The organism is Stenotrophomonas bentonitica, from assembly GCF_013185915.1.
GTDB classification, from domain to species: Bacteria; Pseudomonadota; Gammaproteobacteria; order Xanthomonadales; family Xanthomonadaceae; genus Stenotrophomonas; species Stenotrophomonas bentonitica.
Map to the genome: position 1 here is coordinate 65,949 of NZ_JAAZUH010000003.1, position 21,939 is coordinate 87,887.

The 21,939-nt window shown below is 68.4% G+C and carries 20 protein-coding genes and 1 pseudogene; 8 read left to right on the top strand and 13 right to left on the bottom strand.

The features are described from left to right. Nucleotides 1-6: 6 nt before the first annotated feature. Complete coding sequence (locus HGB51_RS16265) at nucleotides 7-756, bottom strand: TerC family protein (RefSeq protein ID WP_070208967.1); 750 nt, start codon at nucleotides 754-756, stop codon at nucleotides 7-9. Nucleotides 757-795: 39 nt separating this feature from the next. Beyond that, nucleotides 796-1,176, bottom strand: a complete 381-nt coding sequence (locus tag HGB51_RS16270; protein WP_070208975.1) for a diacylglycerol kinase — start codon at nucleotides 1,174-1,176, stop codon at nucleotides 796-798. A 250-nt stretch (nucleotides 1,177-1,426) separates the two neighbouring features. On the opposite strand from HGB51_RS16270, the gene HGB51_RS16275 reads away from it, so the two are divergent. After that, entirely contained in the window at nucleotides 1,427-2,140 is a 714-nt protein-coding gene (locus tag HGB51_RS16275; RefSeq protein ID WP_070208966.1) for an SGNH/GDSL hydrolase family protein, read from the top strand. A 44-nt stretch (nucleotides 2,141-2,184) separates the two neighbouring features. On the opposite strand, the gene HGB51_RS16280 is transcribed toward HGB51_RS16275, so the two are convergent. The 3 genes from HGB51_RS16280 to HGB51_RS16290 form a co-directional block, all read right to left on the bottom strand. After that, nucleotides 2,185-3,456, bottom strand: coding sequence for a sensor histidine kinase (locus HGB51_RS16280; protein ID WP_070208965.1), 1,272 nt, complete (start codon nucleotides 3,454-3,456; stop codon nucleotides 2,185-2,187). Nucleotides 3,457-3,515: 59 nt separating this feature from the next. Beyond that, nucleotides 3,516-4,229, bottom strand: a complete 714-nt coding sequence (locus HGB51_RS16285) for a response regulator transcription factor (RefSeq protein WP_019182442.1) — start codon at nucleotides 4,227-4,229, stop codon at nucleotides 3,516-3,518. 73 nt (nucleotides 4,230-4,302) lie between these two features. Then, a complete protein-coding gene (locus HGB51_RS16290) occupies nucleotides 4,303-4,965 on the bottom strand; it encodes an arylesterase (protein ID WP_216666884.1) in 663 nt (220 codons plus the stop codon). A 120-nt stretch (nucleotides 4,966-5,085) separates the two neighbouring features. Between HGB51_RS16290 and HGB51_RS16295 the strand changes: the two genes are divergently transcribed. From HGB51_RS16295 to HGB51_RS16305, 3 genes are all read left to right on the top strand, one after another. Then, a complete protein-coding gene (locus HGB51_RS16295) occupies nucleotides 5,086-5,685 on the top strand; it encodes an ABC transporter ATP-binding protein (RefSeq protein ID WP_070208973.1) in 600 nt (199 codons plus the stop codon). Then, nucleotides 5,682-8,165, top strand: a complete 2,484-nt coding sequence (locus HGB51_RS16300; protein WP_070208964.1) for an ABC transporter permease — start codon at nucleotides 5,682-5,684, stop codon at nucleotides 8,163-8,165. The genes HGB51_RS16295 and HGB51_RS16300 overlap by 4 nt, the downstream gene beginning before the upstream one ends. An 81-nt stretch (nucleotides 8,166-8,246) precedes the next feature. Beyond that, nucleotides 8,247-8,600: a DMT family protein gene (locus tag HGB51_RS16305; RefSeq protein WP_070208963.1), complete on the top strand. Its 354-nt coding sequence runs from the start codon at nucleotides 8,247-8,249 to the stop codon at nucleotides 8,598-8,600. On the opposite strand, the gene HGB51_RS16310 is transcribed toward HGB51_RS16305, so the two are convergent. The 6 genes from HGB51_RS16310 to HGB51_RS16335 form a co-directional block, all read right to left on the bottom strand. Continuing rightward, complete coding sequence (locus HGB51_RS16310; RefSeq protein ID WP_070208962.1) at nucleotides 8,590-9,384, bottom strand: hypothetical protein; 795 nt, start codon at nucleotides 9,382-9,384, stop codon at nucleotides 8,590-8,592. The two genes, HGB51_RS16305 and HGB51_RS16310, sit on opposite strands and share 11 nt — an antisense overlap. A gap of 135 nt (nucleotides 9,385-9,519) precedes the next feature. Continuing rightward, complete coding sequence (locus tag HGB51_RS16315; RefSeq protein WP_070208961.1) at nucleotides 9,520-10,461, bottom strand: DUF6607 family protein; 942 nt, start codon at nucleotides 10,459-10,461, stop codon at nucleotides 9,520-9,522. 13 nt (nucleotides 10,462-10,474) lie between these two features. Then, nucleotides 10,475-11,044, bottom strand: coding sequence for a ChuX/HutX family heme-like substrate-binding protein (locus HGB51_RS16320; protein WP_070208960.1), 570 nt, complete (start codon nucleotides 11,042-11,044; stop codon nucleotides 10,475-10,477). 6 nt (nucleotides 11,045-11,050) lie between these two features. After that, on the bottom strand, nucleotides 11,051-13,249 hold the full coding sequence (locus HGB51_RS16325; RefSeq protein ID WP_070208959.1) for a TonB-dependent hemoglobin/transferrin/lactoferrin family receptor: 2,199 nt from the start codon (nucleotides 13,247-13,249) through the stop codon (nucleotides 11,051-11,053). 159 nt (nucleotides 13,250-13,408) lie between these two features. Beyond that, nucleotides 13,409-13,606 (bottom strand): hemin uptake protein HemP, encoded by a 198-nt coding sequence (gene hemP / locus HGB51_RS16330; RefSeq protein ID WP_068849295.1) that lies wholly within the window; start codon nucleotides 13,604-13,606, stop codon nucleotides 13,409-13,411. A gap of 206 nt (nucleotides 13,607-13,812) precedes the next feature. Next, nucleotides 13,813-14,790, bottom strand: coding sequence for a potassium channel beta subunit family protein (locus HGB51_RS16335; RefSeq protein ID WP_070208958.1), 978 nt, complete (start codon nucleotides 14,788-14,790; stop codon nucleotides 13,813-13,815). Between the two features lie 212 nt (nucleotides 14,791-15,002). Here HGB51_RS16335 and HGB51_RS16340 point away from each other — a divergent pair, with 212 nt between their 5' ends. The 4 genes from HGB51_RS16340 to HGB51_RS16355 all read left to right on the top strand — a co-directional run bounded on the left by HGB51_RS16340 (nucleotide 15,003) and on the right by HGB51_RS16355 (nucleotide 19,528). Further along, on the top strand, nucleotides 15,003-16,301 hold the full coding sequence (locus HGB51_RS16340) for a NupC/NupG family nucleoside CNT transporter (protein ID WP_070208957.1): 1,299 nt from the start codon (nucleotides 15,003-15,005) through the stop codon (nucleotides 16,299-16,301). Between the two features lie 25 nt (nucleotides 16,302-16,326). Beyond that, entirely contained in the window at nucleotides 16,327-17,283 is a 957-nt protein-coding gene (locus HGB51_RS16345; RefSeq protein WP_102946407.1) for a ribokinase, read from the top strand. 413 nt (nucleotides 17,284-17,696) lie between these two features. After that, nucleotides 17,697-18,689 (top strand): tRNA dihydrouridine synthase DusB, encoded by a 993-nt coding sequence (gene dusB / locus HGB51_RS16350; protein WP_070208728.1) that lies wholly within the window; start codon nucleotides 17,697-17,699, stop codon nucleotides 18,687-18,689. A 14-nt stretch (nucleotides 18,690-18,703) separates the two neighbouring features. After that, nucleotides 18,704-19,528 carry a methyltransferase domain-containing protein gene (locus HGB51_RS16355; RefSeq protein WP_070208729.1) on the top strand — a complete coding sequence of 275 codons (825 nt, stop codon included), beginning with the start codon at nucleotides 18,704-18,706 and terminating at the stop codon, nucleotides 19,526-19,528. Between the two features lie 71 nt (nucleotides 19,529-19,599). Here the strand turns inward: HGB51_RS16355 and HGB51_RS16360 are convergent. Together HGB51_RS16360 and HGB51_RS16365 are read right to left on the bottom strand one after the other, a co-directional pair. Beyond that, a pseudogene (locus tag HGB51_RS16360) lies at nucleotides 19,600-20,664 on the bottom strand (metal-dependent hydrolase). Nucleotides 20,665-20,804: 140 nt separating this feature from the next. Next, complete coding sequence (locus HGB51_RS16365; RefSeq protein ID WP_084739065.1) at nucleotides 20,805-21,704, bottom strand: UDP-2,3-diacylglucosamine diphosphatase; 900 nt, start codon at nucleotides 21,702-21,704, stop codon at nucleotides 20,805-20,807. Nucleotides 21,705-21,939: the final 235 nt, after the last annotated feature.

Here is a 21,939-nt window from a genome sequence, read left to right on the forward strand (position 1 = left end):
GACCCCTTACCAGTTGCCGGCGCCCGGCACGTGGTGGGCCAGCGCGCGGCGGCGCATCAGCAGGTTCAGCCACTCCACCAGCACCGAGAAGCCCATGGCGGCGTAGATGTAGGGCTTGGGCACGTGTACGTCCAGGCCGTCCAGGATCAGCACGGCGCCGATCAGCAGGATGAAGGCCAGGGCCAGCATCTTCACGGTCGGGTTGGCGTCGATGAAGCGGCCCAGCGGGTTGGCGGCCAGCAGCATGACGGCCACCGAGAGCAGGATCGCGGCGACCATCACCGGCACGTGCTGGGCGATGCCGACGGCGGTGATCACCGAGTCGAGCGAGAACACGATGTCGATGATGGCGATCTGCAGGATCACCATGCCGAACACGGCCGAGGCCTTGGTGGTGGTGGGGTCTTCGTCTTCGCCGCCGGTGATCAGTTCGCGGATTTCCATGCCGCCCTTGATGATCAGGAACAGGCCGCCGACGATCAGCACCAGGTCGCGGATGGAGATGCCCATGCCCGCTACGGTGAAGAGGTTGGCTTCCATGTGCGCCAGGTAGGCCAGCGACACCAGCAGCAGGATCCGGGTGATGCAGGCCACGGCGATGCCGAGCTTGCGGGCGAACGGACGGCGTTCTTCGGGCAGCTTGCTCACGGCGATGGAGATGAACACCAGGTTGTCGATGCCGAGCACGATTTCAAGCGCGCTCAGGGTCAGCAGGGTCAACCAGACGTTGGGATCGGAGAGCAGCTCGAGGAACATGGATACATCCTTACAAGGGGGAAATGACGCGCGGACGCGTCAGAAGATTCGCGGCGCCAGGACCAGGGCCCAGCACACCAGGACATTCATCATCAGGACGAACACGGCGGCCGAGCCCATGTCCTTGGCCCGGCCGGCCAGTTCGTGGAATTCGGGGCCGTAGCGTTCGATCACCGCTTCAATCGCCGAGTTGGCCAGTTCCATGGCCAGCACCAGCAGCATCGAGCCGATCATCAGGGCGCGCTCGACCGGGGTCTGGCCCAGCCACAGCGCCAGCGGCGCGAGCACCACCAGCAGGTAGACCTCCAGGCGGAACGAGGATTCGTGCAGCCAGGCGGCACGCAGGCCCTGCCAGGACCACACCGCCGCCTTGAAGATGCGCTTTGGCCCGCGCGGCAGGTGCCCGAGTTCGTCAGCCACGCAGGCATGCTCCATGGCTGGCAAGGGGGCACGACGGCAGAACCAGGGCACGGCAAGGGGTCATGGGCAGCGCGGGAAGCGGTGGACAATCCGCCATTTTGCCACAGGGCGCCCGGACCCACCCGAAGCTCCCGTCGAACCGGCCACCCACATCCGTAGTGCCGGCCGCCGGCCGGCTCCCGACACACCCGGACAACCCCTGGACCCCCTGCCCGCCTAAGATGCCGTGGTACCCGTTCAGGAATTCCCCATGACCCATCGCGTCGCCCGCCCGTTGCTGCTCGCCCTGGCGCTCACCGCCAGCCTGCCCGCCCTGGCCCTGAAGACCGCCCCGGTCCCGCCGCCACCGCAGGTACCCGAGCAGGTCTCCAACGTGGCCTGGGCCGGGGACATGGCGGCCTTCGCCAAGGCGGACGCGCTCACTCCGCCGCCGCGCGGGGGCATCGAGTTCATCGGCAGCTCATCGATCCGGATGTGGGACACGCTGGCGGCCGATTTCCCCGGCCAGAAGGTGTTCAACCGCGGCTTCGGCGGTTCGGAAGTACGCGACAGCACCTGGTATGCGGACCAGATCGTGGTGCCGTACGCGCCGTGCAAGGTGTTCTTCTACGCCGGCGACAACGATCTCAACAGCGGCCGCAGCCCGGCCCAGGTGCGCGACGATGTGGTGGCGTTCGTGCAGCGCGTGCACCGCGACCTGCCGAAGACCACGGTGGAGGTCATTTCGATCAAGCCCAGTCCGTCGCGCGCGCAGCTGCTGCCGGCGGTGGTGGAAGCCAACGGGTTGATCGAGAAGGCGCTGGCGAAGCTGCCCAACACCGGCTTCACCGACGTCTACACGCCGATGCTGGGCGAAGACGGCCAGCCGCGCGCGTCGCTGTTCCGCGAGGACATGCTGCATATGCAGCCGGAGGGCTACGCGATCTGGCGCAAGGCATTGGCGCCGAAGGTGCAGTGCCGGTAATTGCAGGGCCGGCAATTGCGCGGTAGAGCCGGGCTCTGCCCGGCTCAGCGGTAGGCGATGGTCGCCTGCGTGCCGACGCCCGGCTCGCTGCTCAGTCCGATCTTCCAGCCGAACCGGTCGCACAGCCTGCGCACGATCGACAGGCCCAGGCCGGTACCCTGGGGGCGGCTGGGTTCGGCGCGGTAGAAGGGTTCGAAGGCGCGCGACAGCGCTTCGGGCGACATGCCGATGCCGGTGTCGCGGACCACGACGCGGTCGTCGAGCACGTCGACGTCGATGCGGCCTTCGTCGGTGTAGCTGCAGGCGTTGCGCAGCAGGTTGCTGATCACCACCTGCAGCACGCGCGGCGGTGCGTGCAGCTGCACCGGCCCGTTGCTGTGCACGTGGATTTCGACCGGGCGGCCGGCCAGCAGTTCGCGGGCGTTGTCCACTTCGTACTGCACGATGTCGTTGACGTCGAACAGTTCTATCTGCGGTTCCACGTCGGCTTCGCGGGCCAGGATCAGGAACGCGTCGATCACCGCTTCCATGTCGCGGCCGGCGCGTTGGATGCGGTTGAGGCCACGACGCAGGCGCGGGGTCATGTCCTGGTCGCCGAGCGCCATGTCGCTGGCCACGCGGATGACCGTCAGCGGGGTGCGCAGTTCATGGCTGGCGTCGCGGGTGAAGTTGCGCTCGCGCGCGACGTGCGCGGTGACCCGTGTCGCCAGTGAATGCAGCGCGGCGGCCAGCTGCCGGGTTTCGCCCTGCATGTCGGCCGGCAGTTTGTCCGGGGCGAGGTCGGATGCTTCGGGGTGGCCGGGATTCCAGCGCGAGACCCGGCGCGCCAGCCAGTTGACCGGCGAGACCAGCCGTTTGGAGGCGCGGTAGGTGACCCACGAGGCGCCGTACACCGCGAGCAGGGTCAGCAGCACCGGGACGATGCCGAACCAGAACGCCAGCATTTCCGCGCGCGAGCGCAGGAACACCAGGTACAGGCGGCCCTCCGGGCGGGCATCGACCAGCACCAGCTGGTCGTCGGCTTTCAGTTCGTGGAAGCCTGGCGCAAGCTCGCGCAGGTTGGCGGGCAGGCTCAGCGCGGACTGCCCGGTTTCGAGCAGGTAACCGCGGATGTTGCGCGTGTTCGGTGGCGGCTGCACCGGCGAGGCCGCGTGCAGGTCCCAGAAATAGGTGGCTTCTTCCTGCAGCGCGCTGCTCACCAGGCTGTGCTTGATGACCAGCGAAACCAGCCACGCACCGAGCAGGATGCCCAGGCTGGCCAGCACGGCCTGCAGGATGAAAACGATTCGGATCTTGCGCGGCAGACCGTGCGGCATTACGACGTCCAGTGCAAACAACGGCGATGCCCCGGCAAGCGCCGGGGCATCGTGTCGCTTCAGCTCATCGGCTGGGCGATATCGGCAATACGGTAGCCGGCGCTCTGCACGGTGTGCAGCAGCGGACGGTCGAACGGCTTGTCGATGATCTTGCGCAGGTTGTACAGATGGCTGCGCAGCGTGTCCGAGTCCGGCAGGCCGTTGCCCCAGATCTCGCGTTCGATTTCCTGGCGGGTCACCACGCGCGGCGATTCGCGCATCAGGATGGTGAGCAGGCGCAGGCCGATCGGCGACAGCTGCAGTTCGGTACCGGCACGCGTGGCACGCATGCTGACCGGGTCCAGCACCAGGTCGGCGACCTTGAGCACTTCCGAGCCGACCTGGCGACGTTCGCGGCGGATCAGCGCGCGCAGGCGGGCTTCCAGTTCCTGGATCGCGAACGGCTTGGTCAGGTAGTCATCGGCGCCGAAACCGAGGCCGGTGAGCTTGTCGTCCAGCGTGTCGCGCGCGGTCAGCATCAGCACCGGGGTCGACTTGCGGGCGTCGTTGCGCAGCCGGCGGCAGACTTCGATGCCGTCCAGGCGCGGCAGCATCAGGTCCAGCACCACCACGTCGTAACTGTTCTCGGCGGCCAGCCGGTACCCGTCCAGGCCATCCTGGGCATAGTCGACCTCGAACCCGCGGCCTTCCAGGTATTCGCCGATCATCTCGGAGATATTGCGGTTGTCTTCGACCACCAGCACCAGGCCGGAGGTTTCCTTTGTCTGACGCATGGGAGTCCCTCTTTCTTCAGCTTTGTGAAACATGCCGGATCGACGGTGGACGCGATGTGAAGCCGCTCACAGGTTACGGCGCAGGCGCTTTCAGCAGGGGTTTGAGCAGCGGCCAGACGTTGTCCAGCACCTGCGGTTGCGCAGCGGCGGTGGGGTGCAGGCCGTCGGACTGCATCAGGCCGGGCTTCAGCGCGACCCCTTCAAGCAGGAACGGCAGCAGCGGCACCTTGTACTGGCTGGCCAGCCCCGCATAGGCCTGGCGCAGGCGGTCGCGGTAGGCCGGGCCGTAGTTGGGCGGCACGTCGATGCCGAGCAGCAGCACCCGGGCCCCCGCCTTCTGGCTGGCCACGATCATTTTTTCCAGGTTGCCGCGCAGCTGCGCCGGGGTCAGCCCGCGCAGGGCGTCGTTGCCGCCCAGTTCGATCACCACCACCGACGGCCGGTGCTTTTCCAGCAGCGCCGGCAGGCGGGTCAGCGCGCCCGCCGTGGTCTCGCCGCTGATGCTGGCGTTGATGACCGCCGGCGGCGGTTTGACCTGCTGGTTGACCCGCTGCTGAAGCAGGTTCACCCAGCCGGAAGCGGCCGGGATATTGTGGGCGGCACTGAGGCTGTCGCCGACCACCAGCACCGCGTTGCGGGTATCGGCACCTTTGGCACACGCCAGCGCAGGCAACAGCACCAATCCTGCCAGCAGCCACATCATCCGGGCCGCGTGGCCCATCCTTGCTCGGTACATTGGAGAATCCTCATCGACAGCCTGTCCCCCCGCAGCGCGTCCGTCGCCATCGCCGCCCACAACGTGGGCAAGTCCGCGCGTGGCCCGGAGGGTGAAGTCCACATACTGGACAACATCGACATGACGGTACATGAAGGCGAGAGCGTGGCGATCGTCGGCGCGTCCGGATCGGGCAAGACCACCCTGCTCGGCCTGCTGGCCGGGCTGGACCTGCCCAGCCGCGGCGAGATCGAGCTGGCCGGGTCCCGGCTGGGCACGCTGGACGAAGAAGCCCGCGCGCAGCTGCGCGCGCGCGAGGTCGGCTTCGTGTTCCAGAGCTTCCACCTGCTGCCGGCGCTGACCGCCGAGGAAAACATCGCGCTGCCGCTGGAACTGGCCGGGCGCGAGGACGCCGCGCGGGTGCGCGAGGTGCTGGAACAGGTGGGGCTCAGCCATCGCGCGCGGCATTACCCGCGCCAGCTGTCCGGTGGCGAGCAGCAGCGCGTGGCGCTGGCGCGCGCGTTCGTGGCGCGGCCGCGGATCCTGTTCGCCGACGAGCCCACCGGCAGCCTGGACCAGGCCACCGGCCAGCAGATCAGCGACCTGCTGTTCGCGCTCAATGCGACCAGCGACACCACCCTGGTGCTGGTCACGCACGACCTGCGCCTGGCCCAACGCTGCGAACGCATCTACCAGCTCGACGGCGGCCGGCTGGTCGACGCTGCCGGCGTCCGCGCATGAACGTGGTCCGGCATGCGGCGCGCGCGTTGCGCCGCGAGTTCCTGGCCGGCGACCTGCTGACCGTGTTCGCCGCGCTGGTACTGGGCGTGGCGGTGATGACGGCGGTGGGCACACTGGTGAACCGGGTCACACTGGCCTTGACCAGCAGCGCGGCGGAAATGCTCGGCGGCGACCTCGGCCTGGGCGGGCGCGAAGACGTACCGCAGGCGTTCGCCGACGAAGCACGCACGCGCGGCCTGGCCAGCACGCGCATGGTCAGCTTCCCCAGCGTGCTGTTCCATGGCGACGACAGCCAGATGGCCAACATCAAGGCGGTCAGCGACGGCTATCCGCTGCGTGGGCAGTTGCAGGTCAGCCGCGCCCCGGGCGGTCCCGGTGAAGTGGCCGGTACCCCGCCCGCCGGCGAAGCCTATGCCGACCCGCGCCTGATGCAGGCGCTGGGCCTGAAGGTGGGCGACGCGCTGGAGTTCGGCGCCGGCACGTTGACCGTGACCCGCATCCTGCAGGCCGAGCCGGACACCTCGGGCGAGCTGATGCAGCTCTCCCCGCCACTGCTGGTCAACCGGATCGACGTGGACCGCGCCGGCCTGCTGGGTCCGGGCAGCCGCGCGTCGTACCGGATGATGTTCGCCGGCGACAGCGCGGCGATCGCCGACTTCCGCGGCTGGCTGCAGCCGCGCGCCAAGGGCCTGCGCATCGTCGGCATCGCCGACGCGCAGCGTGGCGTGCGCGGTGCGTTCGACCTGGCCGGCCGCTTCCTCTCGCTGGCCGCGCTGCTGGCGGTGCTGCTGGCCGGCGTGGCCACCGCGCTGGCGGCCAACCGCTTCGCGCTGCGCCGGATCGACCAGGTGGCGGTGCTGCGCTGCCTGGGCGCGCGCCAGCGCGACATCCTCAGCGCGATGGCGCTGCAGCTGGTGCTGCTTGCGATTCCGGCCTGCCTGGTCGGAATCGGGCTGGGCATGGCCGCGCAGGCCGGCCTGGTGCAGGCACTGGGCGGGCTGATTCCGGGCCGGCTGCCGTTGCCGCAGGCCACGCCGGCGCTGACCGGCGCCGGGATCGGACTGGTGCTGCTGCTGGGCTTCGGCCTGCCGCCGCTGCTGCGGCTGCGCCGGGTGCCGCCGATGCGCGTGCTCAACCGCAGCTTTGCGGCGATGCCGCCGAGCTCGCTGCTGGTCTACGCGGCTGCGCTGGCGGCCACGGTGGCGCTGACCGTTCAGGCCACCGGCGATGTGCGGCTGGCGGCCTGGGTGCTGGGCGGGCTGGCCGCGCTGGCACTGCTGGCCGGCGCCGCCGGTGCCGCCCTGCTGTGGCTGCTGCGCGGCCTGCAGCCGCGCCTGCGCGGGCGCTGGAAGCTCGGCCTGGCCGCGCTCACCCGGCGCCGCGGGCTGGCGGTGATGCAGCTGGTGGGGCTGTCGCTGTCGCTGTGCGCGCTGCTGCTGCTCTCGGTGATCGGCCCGGGCCTGCTGGCGCAGTGGCGCGACCGCCTGCCCAGCGACACACCGAACTATTTCCTGATGAACATCCAGCCCGAGCAGCGCAAGGCGGTGCTGGATGCGCTCGGCGGCCTGGGCGTACAGGCGCCGGGGATCGAGCCGTTCAGTACCGGCCGGCTGCTGGCGGTCAACGACCGGCCGCCGCAACGCCAGGCGCGCGAAGACAACAGCAACGATGACGACGACGCCAACCGCCCGGTGAATTTCTCCTGGCGGCACGACTTCCCGCCGGCCAACACGTTGCTGGCCGGGCGCTACTGGGCAGCCGGCAGCACCGCGGCGGAAGCCTCGATCGAGGAAGGCTGGGCCGAGCGCTACGGCATGAAGCTGGGCGACACCGTCACCCTGCAGATGGGCGAGCAGGAGCGTCGCTTCACCGTGACCAGCATCCGCAAGGCCGACTGGGACTCGTTCCGGGTCAACTTCTTCCTGCTGCTCAACGAAGGCGCGGTCGGCGATGCGCCGTACAACCTGATCACCGCCTTCCACCTGCCGCGCGCGCAGGCCCCGGCGCTGGCCGGACTGACCCGCGACTACCCGAACATCTCGCTGCTGGACATCGACAGCATCCTGCAGCGGGTGCGCGAGGTGGTTGATCGGGTGACCCAGGCGGTGCAGCTGGTGATGGGCTTCAGCCTGCTGGCGGGGGTGCTGGTGCTGCTGGCTGCGCTGCAGGCTACTGCGGGCGAGCGCCGGTACGACAGCGCGGTGCTGCGCACCCTGGGTGCCACCCGCGCCCAGCTGCGCGGGGCGGTGCTGGTGGAGTTCGGGGCGCTGGGGCTGCTGTCCTCGCTGCTGGCGGTAGGCACGGCGGCGCTGCTGGGCAGCGTGGTGGCCAGGCAGGTGTTCGAGCTGCAGCTCAGCCCGCCGTGGGGGCCGCTGCTGTTGGGTGGCGCGCTCGGCGTGGCGCTGAGCATGTTGGCGGGCTGGTGGGGTACCCGGCGGATCCTGCATACGCCGCCGGCGTTGGCGTTGCGGGAGGCGTAAGCCGGGCAGAGCCCGGCTCTACGCGTCACGCGCGGTGTCATTGGTATGCTCCGCGCCTTCGCCTCCTCGAGATCCCCCGCGATGCCCGGCCCGTCGTTTACCGCTTATCTGTACCCCGTGTTGCTGCTGTTGGGCAGCAACATCTTCATGACCTTCGCCTGGTACGGGCACCTCAAGTACAAGAGCGCGCCCTTGATGATGGTGATCCTGGTCAGCTGGGGCATCGCGTTCTTCGAATATTGCCTGCAGGTGCCGGGCAACCGGCTCGGCAGTGCGGTGTACTCGGCCCCGCAGCTGAAGGGCATGCAGGAAGTGATCACGCTGGTGGTGTTCGCGGTGTTCTCGGCGTTTTACCTGGACCAGCCGTTGAAGTGGAACCACTACGCGGCGTTCGGGCTGATCGTGGTGGCGGCGTTTTTGATGTTCAAGGAATGACGGCATCGCCGTTTGACCTTTGCACCAACGCCACCAACGCATCTTCATGCATGCGCCGCTTCATCGCGTTGTGGCCGAAGCGCAGCTGCACCAGCTCCGCGCGCAGCGCATCGACCTGATCACGGCTGATCGACTCGGGCTTGCCGATGGCGCGCATGGTCACCAGCGTCCTGCGTTCGTGGATCTCGGAGCGGAGCCAGTTGTACAGCTCGCGCTGCCACGCCCGTCGGCATGCCGGCCTGGCCGATGCCCGACGTGCGTCATCCAGCGATGTGAGATGGTGCGGCTCGATATGCGCGCTCAGCACTGCCACCTGTCGCTCAAGCTGGGCTTTGTACCGGGTGGACGCGCTGGCACGGTAATCCTGGTAGTTGATCTGGCGCAGGTCATCCAGCGTGTGGCCCGCCGTGGCCGGCGGCAGCATCGGATTGTCGGCCCGGCTCTCCGCGAGGCGGTGCAGTCCCTCACGGATCACCGGAATTTCACTGGGCCGACCCCGCAACGCATGCCCGAAGCCCGTTTCCAGCCCGGCCTGCGCAATGCACAGCGCTTCGACTTCGTTGGTACCCAAGTCACCGAACAACCGGGGATTACCGAGGATGAGTTCCCCGCACTGGGCGTAGCTGCGCTCCAGTCTCGCCCCCAGTGCGGCCGGTAGCGTGCCGTGGCAGATCCCGTTCAGCGGCAGCGGATCGTTCTGGACGATGTCGACGGGGGCGGCGCGCGATCCCTGCAACGCGGCGACAGCGCCAAGCAGTGTGGTGACGATGTTCGAAAGTTGCATGGCAGGCAGGACCTCTCTATGCAGGTCCTGCCAGTAGCTGCCTGTGCGGGAGGAAAAACCTCCATGAATCGATCATGCAACGCAACGCCGGCACAGCGCCCCCCCGAGGACGCTGCGCCGGTGCTGCACAGCGGGTCAGCGCGCGGCGTCTGCCGGCGCCTTTTCCACCCACTGCTTGAACACGGCGTCGATCTGCGCGTCCTTTACCTTCTTGCCGTCCTGCAGGTCCTGGGCCTGGGTGAACAGCGGGATGATCATCGCCATGCCGTCCAGCTTGGTCTTCAGGTGCACGCCGGGGGCCTGGCCGAGGAAGCCGTTCCAGCGCGCGCGGACCTTGGCCCAGTAGTCGGCGGTGGCGGTCCAGTAGTCGTAGGCCGGCTTGAAGTCGACCTCGGTGGTGCGGTTGTAGTCGTTGAAGCCGAACTCGCGGGCGATCTCCTGCTGGCTGCCGTCGGCGCCGCGCAGGATCTTGGTATTGAACTGCTCGTGGGTCCAGCCGTTGGACGTGAGCGTGTGGCGGTTGACCACGGCCAGCGCGTTGTAGTCGCTGCGACGGGTGTACTCGCGGCGCGGCAGCGGACGCCAGCTCAGGTCGCTGGTCCAGGTGGCGACGTTGTTGCTGTAGTCCCAGCGGCCGGTACCGCAGTAACGCGGGGCATCGCTCACTTCGTACACGCACTGGGTCCAGGCGCCGGCGTTCACCGCCGGGTCGATCGTGCGCACGTGCCAGGTCTGGTCGGCGCTGAACTCGAAGCGGTTCGGCGCCTCATACACCCAGTCCTGCCGCCAGTGCTTGGTCACGTGGCCGCTCTTGCCGTCCACCAGCAGGTGCTGCAGCACGATCCGCTTCGGGCTGTCTTCGACCACGATCACCACTTCGTTGCCACCGCTGCGCACGGCCGGCGCGCGCTCGTAGCCGGGCTTGAGCAGCACGGTTTCGTCGAACGCGAAGTCGACGATGTACTCGCCCTTCATCGCCAGGATGCTGGCGTGGTCGCGCTGCAGGTCGGAGGGCTGGGCGTGGGCGATGCCGCTGGCGGCAAGCAGCAACCACGCGCTGGCTGTCTGGAATTTCATCTACGAAGTCTCGTCAGGAATGTCGAATGGAAGAATGGTGGAGCAGCGGTACCACGTTGGAATCGTCGACCCACAGCTCGCCGTCGGCGCCCTCGACCCGCGCGATGCGGCGCGCGGCGGTGGCGCCCAGCGCCGACAGCGAGGCCACGCTGGCGGCGATGCCCTGGGCGTCGCCGGCATGCAGGCGCAGCGCGCACATCCGCCACGGTTCGCCGCCCAGCCGGGTGGCCAGGCGCCGCCACAGGCGTTCGGCCACGCCGCCATCGTTGGCCGGTTCCGGCCGTGCCGGGAACGCCGACACCAGCCGGTCCCAGGCCAGGAAGTCGCTGTCGGGCAGCAGGTACAACCGCCAGCAGCAGCGACCGCGGGCGTCGGCGAAGCACAGGCTTTCGCGGATGCCTTCGCTGTCCATGCCCTGGCAGGCGTGCGCGGAAACGGCATGTTTCCAGCCGCCCAGCTCGCTGCTCTCGGGGCGGTACAGGCACAGCACCGTGCCCAGTGCCGCCAGCTGTTCCGGGGAAGGCAGCTGGCCAGGGCGCAGGTACCGGTCGGGGGTTCGCAGTGCGGAAAGGGCTCGGCTCATGGTGGGCTACCAGCTGATGGCGAGGCTGGCCGACACGTTCCGGCCAGGGTTGGTGTAGCGGTCGGTCACCGTGCTGTTGGTGGCCAGCGACGAGGTGATCGAGGAGTAGTCGATGTACTTGCGGTCGCCGAGGTTGAACACGCCGACGTTGATCTTCGCGCCCGGCGCGAAGTCCCAGTGCGCCATCAGGTCCAGCACGCCATACCCGGCCGGGCGGAACGCGGTGGGGGTGGGCATGCGGTCCTTGCGCTGGGCGAAGCTGCCGGCCAGTTCAACGCCCCAGCTGTCGCGGTCGTAGGCCACGCCCAGCGTGCCGCGCAGCGGGTCGATCGAGGCCAGCGGCACGTCGGCGGTCTTGTCGGTGCCGCGCGACCAGGCCACTGCGCCGTTCAACGACCAGCCGGCCATCGCCGCGCTGAGCTCGCCGAAGTCGACCCCGGCCTTCAGTTCTGCGCCGTAGATCTCCGCGTCGGCGATGTTCTGCGACTGGAACACGATCAGGCCCTGCGCGTTGACGCCGACCTGGCGCTGCGACTCGATGAAGTCCTTGTAGTCGTTGTAGTAGCCGCTCAGGCTCACGTACGCAGCCGGGCTCAGGAAGCGCACGCCGAGTTCCAGCCCGTCGCTGGTTTCCGGCTTGAGGTCCGGGTTGGGAAGCGCGGTGTAACCGAACATCACGTTGGTGAAGCCCAGGTTGACGTCGTCGTACGGCGGCGAGCGGAAGCCGTGCGAGTAACCGGCAAACAGCGACCAGTCATCGGCGAAGCGCCAGACCATGCCGAGCTTCGGCGAGACGCTGGTCTTGGTCAGGTCCGATACCGCCATGCCGGGGTTGTCGGCCGCGAAGATCGGGTCCACGTCGGGGCGCAGTTCGTAGTGGTCCACGCGCACGCCGGGCACCAGCGAGAAGCGGCCATCGGCGAACCGCATTTCATCCTGTACGTAGAGGCCCAGCTCGGTGGTCTTGCTGATCGGGAAATCGCGGACCGGGAACGCGTCGGGCAGGATCGTGGTGCTGACCTGGCCGTTGGCCAGGACCTGGTAGCCGTCGCGCTTCTGCCGCGTTTCGGTCCAGGTGCCGTCGAACCCGTAGGTCAGCGCGTGCTCCACGCTGCCGGTCTGCAGCGCCTTGTGGAAGGCGGCCTGCAGGCCGTACACGCGCTGGTCGAAGTTGAACTCGCGGTGGCGGGTGCTGCGGTTGGCGCGCGCCTCGTCGGTGCGCTGGGTGGTTTCGCTGTCCTGCCGGTACAGCTGCCAGGACAGGCTGTCGGCGAAGCCGGCACCGACGTTGTCCATCTCGTGGGCGAACGACACCCGCGCACGGGTCTGGTGGTCGCGCGCCTGCATGCCGGTGGTGGTGGTGTGGTCGATCGCCGACAGCACGTCGGTATCCACGCTGTCTTCGTTGCCTTCCACGGTCAGGCGGAAGCGCTGGTCCTCGCTGGGCGCATACACCAGCTTGCTGAGCACGCTGCGGCCATCGCGATCCTGCGGATTGGCGGCGGTGCGGGTGCGGTCGTTGCTGCGCACCTCGCCCATGCTTTCGGTTTCCTGGCCCTGGCGATGGTTGACGTTGACCATGCCGCTCCAGCGGTCGCCACCGAACGCGGCGGTGGCGCTGCCGAGCAGGCCGTTCCATTCGCCGTCGTAGCCGAACTTCAGGCCGATGTAGCTGTTCTTGCCGTCGGTGAGGTAATCGGACGGGTCCTTGGTGACGAACGCCACCACCCCGCCGAGCGCGTCCGAGCCATACAGCGCACTGGCCGGACCCCGCACGATCTCGACCCGCTTGAGGGTTTCCAGGTCGGTGAAGTTGCGGTTGGCGTCGGCGAAGCTGCCGATGTCGAAGGCCTTGGGCATGGCGATGCCGTCGGTCTGGATCAGCACGCGGTTGCCGTCCAGGCCGCGGATGCGGAAGCCGCCCAGGCCGAAGCGGGCCGGGCTGCTGGTGACCGAGATACCCGGCTCGTAACGCACCAGGTCCTTGATGTCGCGCACCAGGTGGTTGTCCAGCTGCTCGCGGTCGATCACGTCCACCGTGGCGGCGACGTCGCTGAGCGCGCGTTCGGTGCGGGTGGCGGTGACCTGCACGCGGTCGAAGTCGCGCGCGGCGGCGTCGGCGTCGGGGCTGGCGGGGGCGGCGGCATGCGCGGCGAAAGGCAGCGCAAGCCAGACAGCAAGACTCAGGGCGGTCGGACGGTTCATGTAGTTGGCGGGGTTCGGCTGGGCACGGTTGGAGACCCCCGGCCGGCGCCGCGATCCGAAGATCGCCGGCGACCTGCCGAGGGGGAGAGAGCGGTGCAGGACGGCGGGCCAGGGGCGTCGCGCGGCCGCGCGGACGCACCCCGTGGGGGAGGCGGGCCGTTATTTGGTGAGGATCAGCTTGTCGTTGCTGGTGTGGCGCAGGCGATAGAAGCGGTCGCCGTGCTGGATCAGGATTTCGCGGCGACCCTTGAGCAGGGCCTCGCTGTCGATCACTTCTTCGGCCGGGACCGCGCGGACCGGGCGGTCGCGCAGGGTCAGGGTTTCGGGGCGCAGCAGTACAGCGGCTTGAGTGTTCATTGTCTGGACTCGTGCGAGGGACGAGTCAAATGATAATGATTCTCAGTTGACAATCAACAACCATTCTCGTTTTGATTGAAGATATTTATGATCGATTTCGCGATTTCGATAGATGATGCCTATCGTTTTAATGGGGCGTGCGTGTCCTGCGGGGTGTCGGGCACCCCGTGGGACACGCATGGCGTGTCTCTACGCGTTCGGTGTCATCAATACGCCGCGAAGATGGCCTCGATCCTGGCCCAGTCTGCTTCTGAGACCTGCTCCAGCAGGTCCAGCGCGCCCAGGTTCTGCTCCAGCTGGCTCACCCGGCTGGCGCCGAGGATCACGCTGGAGACGTTCGGGTTGCGCAGGCACCAGGCGATCGCCAGCTGCGCCGGGGCGTGGCCCATCTCATTGGCCAGCGCGGTGTAGGCGCGCACCCTGTCCAGCCGCTGCTCGGCCGCATCGCCCAGCACCAGGTCCTTCAGCCAGCCCATCTGGCCCTGCCCCAGCCGCGAGTCGGGATCGAACCCGCTGTTGTACTTGCCGCTGAGCAGGCCCGAGGCCAGCGGCGAGAAGATCGTGGTGCCCAGGCCCGGGTCGGCATACAGCGGCGCGTACTCGCGCTCGACCCGTTCGCGGTGCAGCAGGTTGTACTGCGGCTGCTCCATGGTCGGCAGGTGCAGGTTGTGGGCGCGGGCGAAGTCCACCGCCTCCTGGATCTGCGCGGCCGACCATTCCGAGGTGCCCCAGTACAGCACCTTGCCCTGCTGGATCAGCGTGTCCATCGCCCGCACCGTCTCGCCGATCGGCGTGTCCAGGTCCGGCCGGTGGCAGTAATACAGGTCCAGGTAGTCCACCCGCAGGCGCTTGAGCGCGGCATGGCAGGCGTCGGTCACGTGCTTGCGCGACAGTCCATGCTGGGTCGGCCGGGGGTCGTCCACCGCGCCGAAGAACACCTTGCTGGACACGCAGAACCCGTCGCGCGGCAGGCGCAGGTCGGCGATCACATCGCCCATCACCTGCTCGGCGCGGCCGCGCGCATAGCCCTCGGCATTGTCGAAGAAGTTGATCCCGTTGTCCCAGGCGCAGGCGACCAGGTTGCGGGCCTCGTCACGGCCGATCTGGTCGCCGAAGGTGACCCAGGCCCCGAACGAGAGGGCCGACAGCTTCAGGCCGGACGAGCCCAGGCGGCGGTAGTGCATGTGATTCTCCTGCGGTAGAGGGAAAACTGAACGCGTTGTGCTGCGCCGGAACGCCGCCCGGACGCGGCCTGACAGTGTAGCCGGGGCGGCCGCCCCCCTTGCCGTTGCTTGCCCGATCGCGGCCAATCGCCCCCCACACACCGCTTTTCCTTGCTCCGCCCCTGCCGCTGCTCTAGGCTTCCCGTTTTTCGCGGCGCCCCAGGGGGAGTCTCATGGTCGAAGGTTTGGGCAGGATTGGCTTCGGCCTCTTTGGGTTGGCAGTGCTGATCGGCATTGCCTGGTTGTTCTCGAACAACAAGCGCGCCGTCGACTGGCGCCTGGTGCTGACCGGCATCGTGCTGCAGGTCGCGTTCGCCGCCATCGTGCTGCTGGCACCGGGTGGCCGCGACGTGTTCGACGCGCTGGGCAAGGGCTTCGTCAAGATCCTGAGCTTCGTCAACGAAGGCTCCGGCTTCATCTTCGGCAGCCTGATGGACACCAGCAGGTTCGGTTTCATCTTCGCCTTCCAGGTGCTGCCGACCATCATCTTCTTCTCCGCGCTGATGGGGGTCATGTACCACCTCAACGTGATGCAGCAGATCGTCAAGGGCATGGCCTGGGCGATCACCAAGGTCATGCGCGTGTCCGGCGCCGAAACCACCAGCGTCTGCGCCAGCGTGTTCATCGGCCAGACCGAAGCCCCGCTGACCGTGCGCCCGTACATCGCGAAGATGACCCAGTCCGAACTGATCACCATGATGATCGGCGGCATGGCCCACATCGCCGGCGGCGTGCTCGCCGCCTACGTCGGCATGCTCGGCGGCAGCGACCCCGTGCAGCAGGCCTTCTACGCCAAACACCTGCTGGCCGCCAGCATCATGGCCGCCCCGGCCACCCTGGTCGTGGCCAAGCTGCTGGTGCCCGAGACCGGCACCCCGCTGACCCGTGGCACGGTGAAGATGGAAGTCGAAAAGACCTCCAGCAACATCATCGACGCCGCCGCCGCCGGTGCCGGCGACGGCCTCAAGCTGGCCCTGAACATCGGCGCCATGCTGCTGGCCTTCATCGCCCTGATCGCCCTGCTCAATGCCCCGCTGACCTGGTTCGGCGAAGTCACCGGCCTGCAGGCCATGATCGGCCGCCCGACCGACCTCTCCACCATCTTCGGCTACCTGCTCGCCCCGATCGCCTGGGTGATCGGCACCCCGTGGGCGGATGCCACCACCGTCGGCTCGCTGATCGGCCAGAAGGTCGTCATCAACGAATTCGTTGCCTATTCCAAGCTCTCGGAAATCGTCAACGGCCAGGTCCCCGGCGTGTCGCTCTCGGCCGAAGGCCGCCTGATCGCCACCTACGCCCTGTGCGGCTTCGCCAATTTCAGCTCGATCGCCATCCAGATCGGTGGTATTGGTGGTCTGGCCCCGGAACGCCGCCACGACCTGGCCAGGTTCGGCCTGCGCGCCGTGCTCGGCGGTACCATCGCCACCTTCATGACGGCCACCATCGCCGGCGTGCTGACGCATTTCAGCTGATATCCGCTTTAGAGAAACAAACTTTATGAGTAGCAGTGTCGTCGTTGTCGGTTCCTTCAACGTGGATCATGTCTGGCGTTGCGAGTCGCTCCCGGCCCCGGGCGCGACCATTGCCGGCCGCTACAGCACCGGCCCCGGCGGCAAGGGCTTCAACCAGGCCGTGGCCGCCCGCCGCGCCGGCGCCCCGACCACCTTCCTGTGCGCCCTCGGCGATGACGCCGGCGGCGCCATGGCGCGTGGCCTGGCCGACCAGGACGGCTTCGCCCTCAGCGCCGAAGCCAGCACCGAGCCCACCGGCACCGGCGGCATCTACGTCGATGCCCGCGGCCGCAACACCATCGTGATCGGCCCCGGCGCCAACGCCGCCCTCAGCACCGCCTACATCGAACAGCAGCGCAGCCTGCTCGGCGGCGCCAAGGTGGTCCTGGCCCAGCTCGAGTCCCCGGTCGAAACCATCGAAGCCGCCCTGGCCATCGCCCGCGACGCCGGCGTCACCACCGTGCTCAACGCCGCCCCCGCCGACGCACCCTCCAGCATCGGCCTGCTCAAGCTCGCCGACATCCTCACCCCCAACGAAACCGAGTTCGCCGCCCTGCTCGGCCGCCACGTCGGCGAGCGCATCGACGCCGACGACGTCGCCGCCCTCGACGGCGCCAGCCTGCATGCCCTGTGCCGCAAGCTGGTCGGCAACGGCACCGTCGTGGTCACCCTCGGCGCCGTCGGCGTATTCGTCTCCCACGCAGAAGAAACCCTGCGCGGCGACACCCAGCCCTACTACCGCGTAGGCGCCGAGCAGGTCCAGGTGGCAGACACCACCGGCGCCGGCGACGCCTTCAACGGCGCCCTGGTCGCCTCCCTCGCCCAGGACCCCGACGCAGCATTCGCCCGCCACGTCCGCTTCGCGAACCAGTTCGCCGGCAAGTCCACCGAAAAGGAAGGCGCAGCAGTAGCCATGCCGCACTTCACGCCGGCAGATGTGTAAAAAAGACGAGTGAACCCGAACAAGAAAAGACCGGCCAACGCCGGTCTTTTTTTTTGCTTTTGACCTGGCCCTCCCCACCGTCACCCATACGGTCTCGAGGGTAGGTCGGTATGGGTTTGTGGGGGAATGAGCCGCATGGATGCGGCGACTTAGCCCCCATGGAAGGGTTCACGGCGTCCCCCACAAACCCATACCGACCTGCCCAGCCAGGCGACAACGCAGAGCCGAAGCTCTGGCTCTGGCTCCGGCTTTACGCGCAAGTCAACCAGCCACCATCCAACAGCGCTGGGGACGAAGGAAGCAACCGTCAAGCATCTGCTGATGAAGCTATGGCATCAGGGGCTTCCTGATCGGACTGAATGGGGAAGGGATTGCTTGGTTGCCGGCCGGCGGCCGGCACTACAATGCCTCGCATGCAGATCGGTCCCTACAACATCCAGCCCAATGTCGTGCTCGCCCCCATGGCCGGCGTCACCGACAAACCGTTCCGCCTGCTGTGCAAACAGCTCGGCGCCGGCCTCGCTGCGTCTGAAATGACCATCTCCGATCCCCGCTTCTGGAACACCCGCAAGTCCCTGCACCGCATGGACCACGCCGGCGAACCCGACCCCATCAGCGTCCAGATCGCCGGCACCGAACCCCAGCAGCTCGCCGACGCCGCCCGCTACAACGTCGACCACGGCGCCCAGATCATCGACATCAACATGGGCTGCCCCGCCAAGAAGGTCTGCAACGCCTGGGCCGGCTCCGCCCTCATGCGCGACGAAGACCTCGTCGCCCGCATCCTCAGCGCCGTCGTCAGCGCCGTCGACGTCCCCGTCACCCTCAAGATCCGCACCGGCTGGGACTGCGACCACCGCAACGGCCCCCGCATCGCCCATATCGCCGAAGACAGCGGCATCGCCGCCCTCGCCGTGCACGGTCGCACCCGCGACCAGCACTACACCGGCACCGCCGAATACGAAACCATCGCCGCCATCAAGGCCGCCCTGCGCATCCCCGTCATCGCCAACGGCGACATCGACTCCCCGCAGAAAGCCGCCCACGTCCTCGCCCAGACCGGCGTCGACGCCGTCATGATCGGCCGCGCCGCCCAGGGCCGCCCCTGGATTTTCCGCGAAGTCGCCCACTACCTCGCCACCGGCACCCTCCTGCCCCCGCCCGGCATCGAAGAAGTCCGCGACATCCTGCTCGGCCACCTGCATGCCCTGCACGCCTTCTACGGCGACCCCCAGGGCGTGCGCATCGCCCGCAAGCACCTCGGCTGGTACGCCAAGGACCGCCCCGAGAATGCCGCCTTCCGCGCCGTCGTCAACCGCGCCGAAGACCCCGCCGGCCAGATCGCCCTCACCACCGACTACTTCAACGCCCTTGCCGCCGGCGAACCCCTGTCGTCCGCCGCCTGATCGATGTGACCGCCATGACCCCGATTGCCGCCCCCACCTACCTCCACGGCTTCTCCAACACCGAACAGCACCGCCTCGTCACCCAGGCCCGCCTGCTCGAATCCACTATCTTCAACAGCATCGACTACAGCGGCGCCCAGCGCCTGCTCGAAGTCGGCAGCGGCGTCGGCGCCCAAACCGAAATCCTCCTGCGCCGCTTCCCCGACCTGCACGTCACCGGCATCGACCTCAGCGACGCCCAGCTTGCCACCGCCCGCCAGAACCTCGAAAAGACCCCCTGGTGCAGCGAGCGCTACAGCCTCCTCCAGGGCGACGCCGGCAACCTCCCGTTCGGCGCCCGCGAATTCGACTCCGCCTTCCTCTGCTGGGTGCTCGAACACGTGCCCTCGCCCGCCCGCGTGCTCAGCGAAGTGCGCCGCGTGCTCGTGCCCGGCTCCCCCGTGTACGTCACCGAAGTCATGAACGCCTCGTTCCTGCTCGACCCGTACTCCCCGCATATCTGGCGCTACTGGATGGCCTTCAATGACTTCCAGTACGACCACGGCGGCGACCCCTTCGTCGGCGCCAAGCTCGGCAACCTGCTGCTCGCCGGCGGCTTCCGCGACGTGCATACCGAAATCAAGACCATCCACCTCGACAACCGCGAACCGGCCCGGCGCAAGACCATGATCGCGTTCTGGGAACAGCTGCTGCTGTCGGCTGCGGATCCGTTGCTGGAAGCCGGGCTGGTCGACCAGGAGACCGTGGATGGGATGCGCCGCGAGTTCTCGCTGGTGCAGAACGATCCGAATGCCGTGTTCTTCTTCTCGTTCGTGCAGGCGCGCGCCACCGTGTATTGAGGCGTTGCGTCGATCAGTATCCGGCCACAATCGAATGTGGCGTTATCGCGGCGGTCGATTGGGATGCGACCCTACCGGGGTCCTGCATCCCCGGGAAGATCAGAGTCCGTGGGCGCGTGCCAGATGCGTTCCCACAGTGCGCCGAAGCGGCGCTTCGCGCGTGCCCGGCCCTGCTCGCCTTCGTACGCTGGCCGTAGTTGCTCCGGCACGATCGCCACCCAGCGGTCGCCCTCCGCGCGCGCCACCGCGAACGTGAACGTGTAATCCGGCTCCAGCCCCATGCGCAGGTCGCTCAGCTGCAGCCGATCGTCCACCACCTGCGCGCGCATGAAGCCCCGGTTGAACCAGTTCAGGCGTGCCACCGCCGGAATGTGTGCCGCCTGCCGCAGCGCCTGCACGTTCGACGGGTAGCCCCGGAACGTCATCGGACCGCGGTCGGCCACCACCGAGCGCTCGCCGATCACATAGCCGCCCGGCGTCATCGCCACCACCTGCCACAGCAGCGTGTTGAACGGCGTCGCCACCGAAAAGCGCGGTGCATCTCCGAGCCCCATCGCCGCCAGCGCACGGTCCGCCTCGCGCTCCACCTGCTGCTTGGCCAGCAGCGACCAGCCCAGGTACCCCGTGCTCAGCACCAGCCCCGCCAGCAGCGCCTTCTGCGCCAGCGGCCGGCTGCGCGCGAACCACGCCACGATGCAGCCCAGCAGCAGCCACACCGTTTACAGCGGATCGATGATGAACACACTCGACCACATCGTCGGCGGCGGCGTGAACGGCCACCACAGCTGTGTGCCGTACACGGTGAACGCGTCCAGCAGCGGGTGCGTGATCAAGGACAGCAGGATCGCCCAGAACCAGCGCCCCGGTGCCTGCGCCACCCGGCCGTGGCCGTAGCGTTTGAACAGCCACCAGATCAGCGCCGCCACCCAGGGCAGCACCAGCAGCGAATGGCTGTAGCTGCGGTGTTCGGTCATCAGCGCCACCGGATCGGCAGCGGTGAAGGCCAGCAGCAGGGCATCCAGGTCCGGCAGCGTGCCCAGCGCCGCACCGGCCAGCAGGGCGGCGCGGCGGTGGCCGGCAGGGGCGATGGCGGCGGAGACGGCGCCGCCCAGAACGATCTGGCTAAGGGAATCCATCGGCCGATGGTACGGGAGCGAAGGGGATTAAGGGCGTGGCTGGCACCGCTTGGGACACGCATGGCGTGTCGCTACGCGTTGCGAGCCATGCACCGTGGGTTCCGCCGGCCGCGTAGTGACACGCCATGCGTGTCTCGCCATCAAACCGAAGCCCGCCTCGCCACCACCAGCTGCACCACTGTCTGCCCGTGATGATCCATCAGCCGCAGGGAACCATCCGCATCCTCCGCCAGCGCGGTCAGGCTTTCCACCCAATCCCCATCGTTGGCGTAGACCAGCCCGTTCCGCTCGACCAGCGCCGCGCGATGGATGTGCCCGCACACGATCCCGTCCAGCCCACGCTGGCGCACATCCGCCAGGCCCGCATGCACGAACCGCTCGATGTAGGCCTCGGCCGCGCTGCTGCGCTTCTTCAGGAACGCCGACAGCGACCAGTAGCGCAGGCCCAGCCGGCCCCGTACCGCATTGAGCAGCCGGTTGCCGGTGAGGATCCGGTAGTACAGCCAGTCGCCGAAGCGCTCCTGCAGCCCGCCGAAGTGGGTCGCCCCATCGTAGTCGTCGCCGTGTACCACCAGCAGCCGTCGCCCGTCTGCCGTGGTGTGGATGGCCCGGCGCCGCACCCGCATCGCCGGCAGCATCAGCCCGCACAGCTGGCGCAGGGAGGCGTCGTGGTTGCCCGGGATGTACACGATCTCGGTTCCCGCCCGGCGCAGCGCGTGCAGCGCCTCGATCACCGCGCTGTGTGCCGCGCCCCAGCTGGCGCGGCGCTGCGCCAGCCACCACAGGTCGACGATGTCGCCCACCAGATAAAGGCGCTGGCAGCGCAGCCGGAACAGGAACCGGGCCAGCTCGGCCGCGTGGCAGTGGCGCGCGCCCAGATGCACGTCGGACAGGAAGATGGTCCGGCGCCAGGGAAAGGGGGCGTCTTCCGCCGGCGGCGTTGCGACCGGGCGGCCGGCGGCGGCGGGATGTTCGGCCGGTGGACCACCCTCCCACCAGGCGGTTTCACGGAACTGCAGACGCGGCTCGAGATCGTGCATGGCACTTGCTCCGGGGCGGCTGAATGGCCCGCAGCCTGCGCCCGGCGTGCGGCAACCACGTGACCGTCCGGCGGCAGGGCGATGACGGAGACCCGCCAGAGGCCCGCCCGACGGGCCGCCCGGCTGTCACGCTGGTGGAACACTGGGCCCCGACGCTGGGGGCCAATCGCGCTGCACCGGCCCCTGCCGGTGGGCACGCCGGCTTAACCACGGGCAACCCTCGCTGGGCCACAAT

Coding starts and splice junctions, on each gene's coding strand:
- HGB51_RS16265 (WP_070208967.1), bottom strand. CDS start 756: ATGTTCCTCGAGCTGCTCTCCGATCCCAACGTCTGGTTGACCCTGCTG.
- HGB51_RS16275 (WP_070208966.1), top strand. CDS start 1,427: ATGACCCATCGCGTCGCCCGCCCGTTGCTGCTCGCCCTGGCGCTCACC.
- HGB51_RS16280 (WP_070208965.1), bottom strand. CDS start 3,456: ATGCCGCACGGTCTGCCGCGCAAGATCCGAATCGTTTTCATCCTGCAG.
- HGB51_RS16285 (WP_019182442.1), bottom strand. CDS start 4,229: ATGCGTCAGACAAAGGAAACCTCCGGCCTGGTGCTGGTGGTCGAAGAC.
- HGB51_RS16290 (WP_216666884.1), bottom strand. CDS start 4,965: ATGTACCGAGCAAGGATGGGCCACGCGGCCCGGATGATGTGGCTGCTG.
- HGB51_RS16295 (WP_070208973.1), top strand. CDS start 5,086: ATGACGGTACATGAAGGCGAGAGCGTGGCGATCGTCGGCGCGTCCGGA.
- HGB51_RS16300 (WP_070208964.1), top strand. CDS start 5,682: ATGAACGTGGTCCGGCATGCGGCGCGCGCGTTGCGCCGCGAGTTCCTG.
- HGB51_RS16305 (WP_070208963.1), top strand. CDS start 8,247: ATGCCCGGCCCGTCGTTTACCGCTTATCTGTACCCCGTGTTGCTGCTG.
- HGB51_RS16310 (WP_070208962.1), bottom strand. CDS start 9,384: ATGCAACTTTCGAACATCGTCACCACACTGCTTGGCGCTGTCGCCGCG.
- HGB51_RS16315 (WP_070208961.1), bottom strand. CDS start 10,461: ATGAAATTCCAGACAGCCAGCGCGTGGTTGCTGCTTGCCGCCAGCGGC.
- HGB51_RS16320 (WP_070208960.1), bottom strand. CDS start 11,044: ATGAGCCGAGCCCTTTCCGCACTGCGAACCCCCGACCGGTACCTGCGC.
- HGB51_RS16325 (WP_070208959.1), bottom strand. CDS start 13,249: ATGAACCGTCCGACCGCCCTGAGTCTTGCTGTCTGGCTTGCGCTGCCT.
- hemP (WP_068849295.1), bottom strand. CDS start 13,606: ATGAACACTCAAGCCGCTGTACTGCTGCGCCCCGAAACCCTGACCCTG.
- HGB51_RS16335 (WP_070208958.1), bottom strand. CDS start 14,790: ATGCACTACCGCCGCCTGGGCTCGTCCGGCCTGAAGCTGTCGGCCCTC.
- HGB51_RS16340 (WP_070208957.1), top strand. CDS start 15,003: ATGGTCGAAGGTTTGGGCAGGATTGGCTTCGGCCTCTTTGGGTTGGCA.
- HGB51_RS16345 (WP_102946407.1), top strand. CDS start 16,327: ATGAGTAGCAGTGTCGTCGTTGTCGGTTCCTTCAACGTGGATCATGTC.
- dusB (WP_070208728.1), top strand. CDS start 17,697: ATGCAGATCGGTCCCTACAACATCCAGCCCAATGTCGTGCTCGCCCCC.
- HGB51_RS16355 (WP_070208729.1), top strand. CDS start 18,704: ATGACCCCGATTGCCGCCCCCACCTACCTCCACGGCTTCTCCAACACC.
- HGB51_RS16365 (WP_084739065.1), bottom strand. CDS start 21,704: ATGCACGATCTCGAGCCGCGTCTGCAGTTCCGTGAAACCGCCTGGTGG.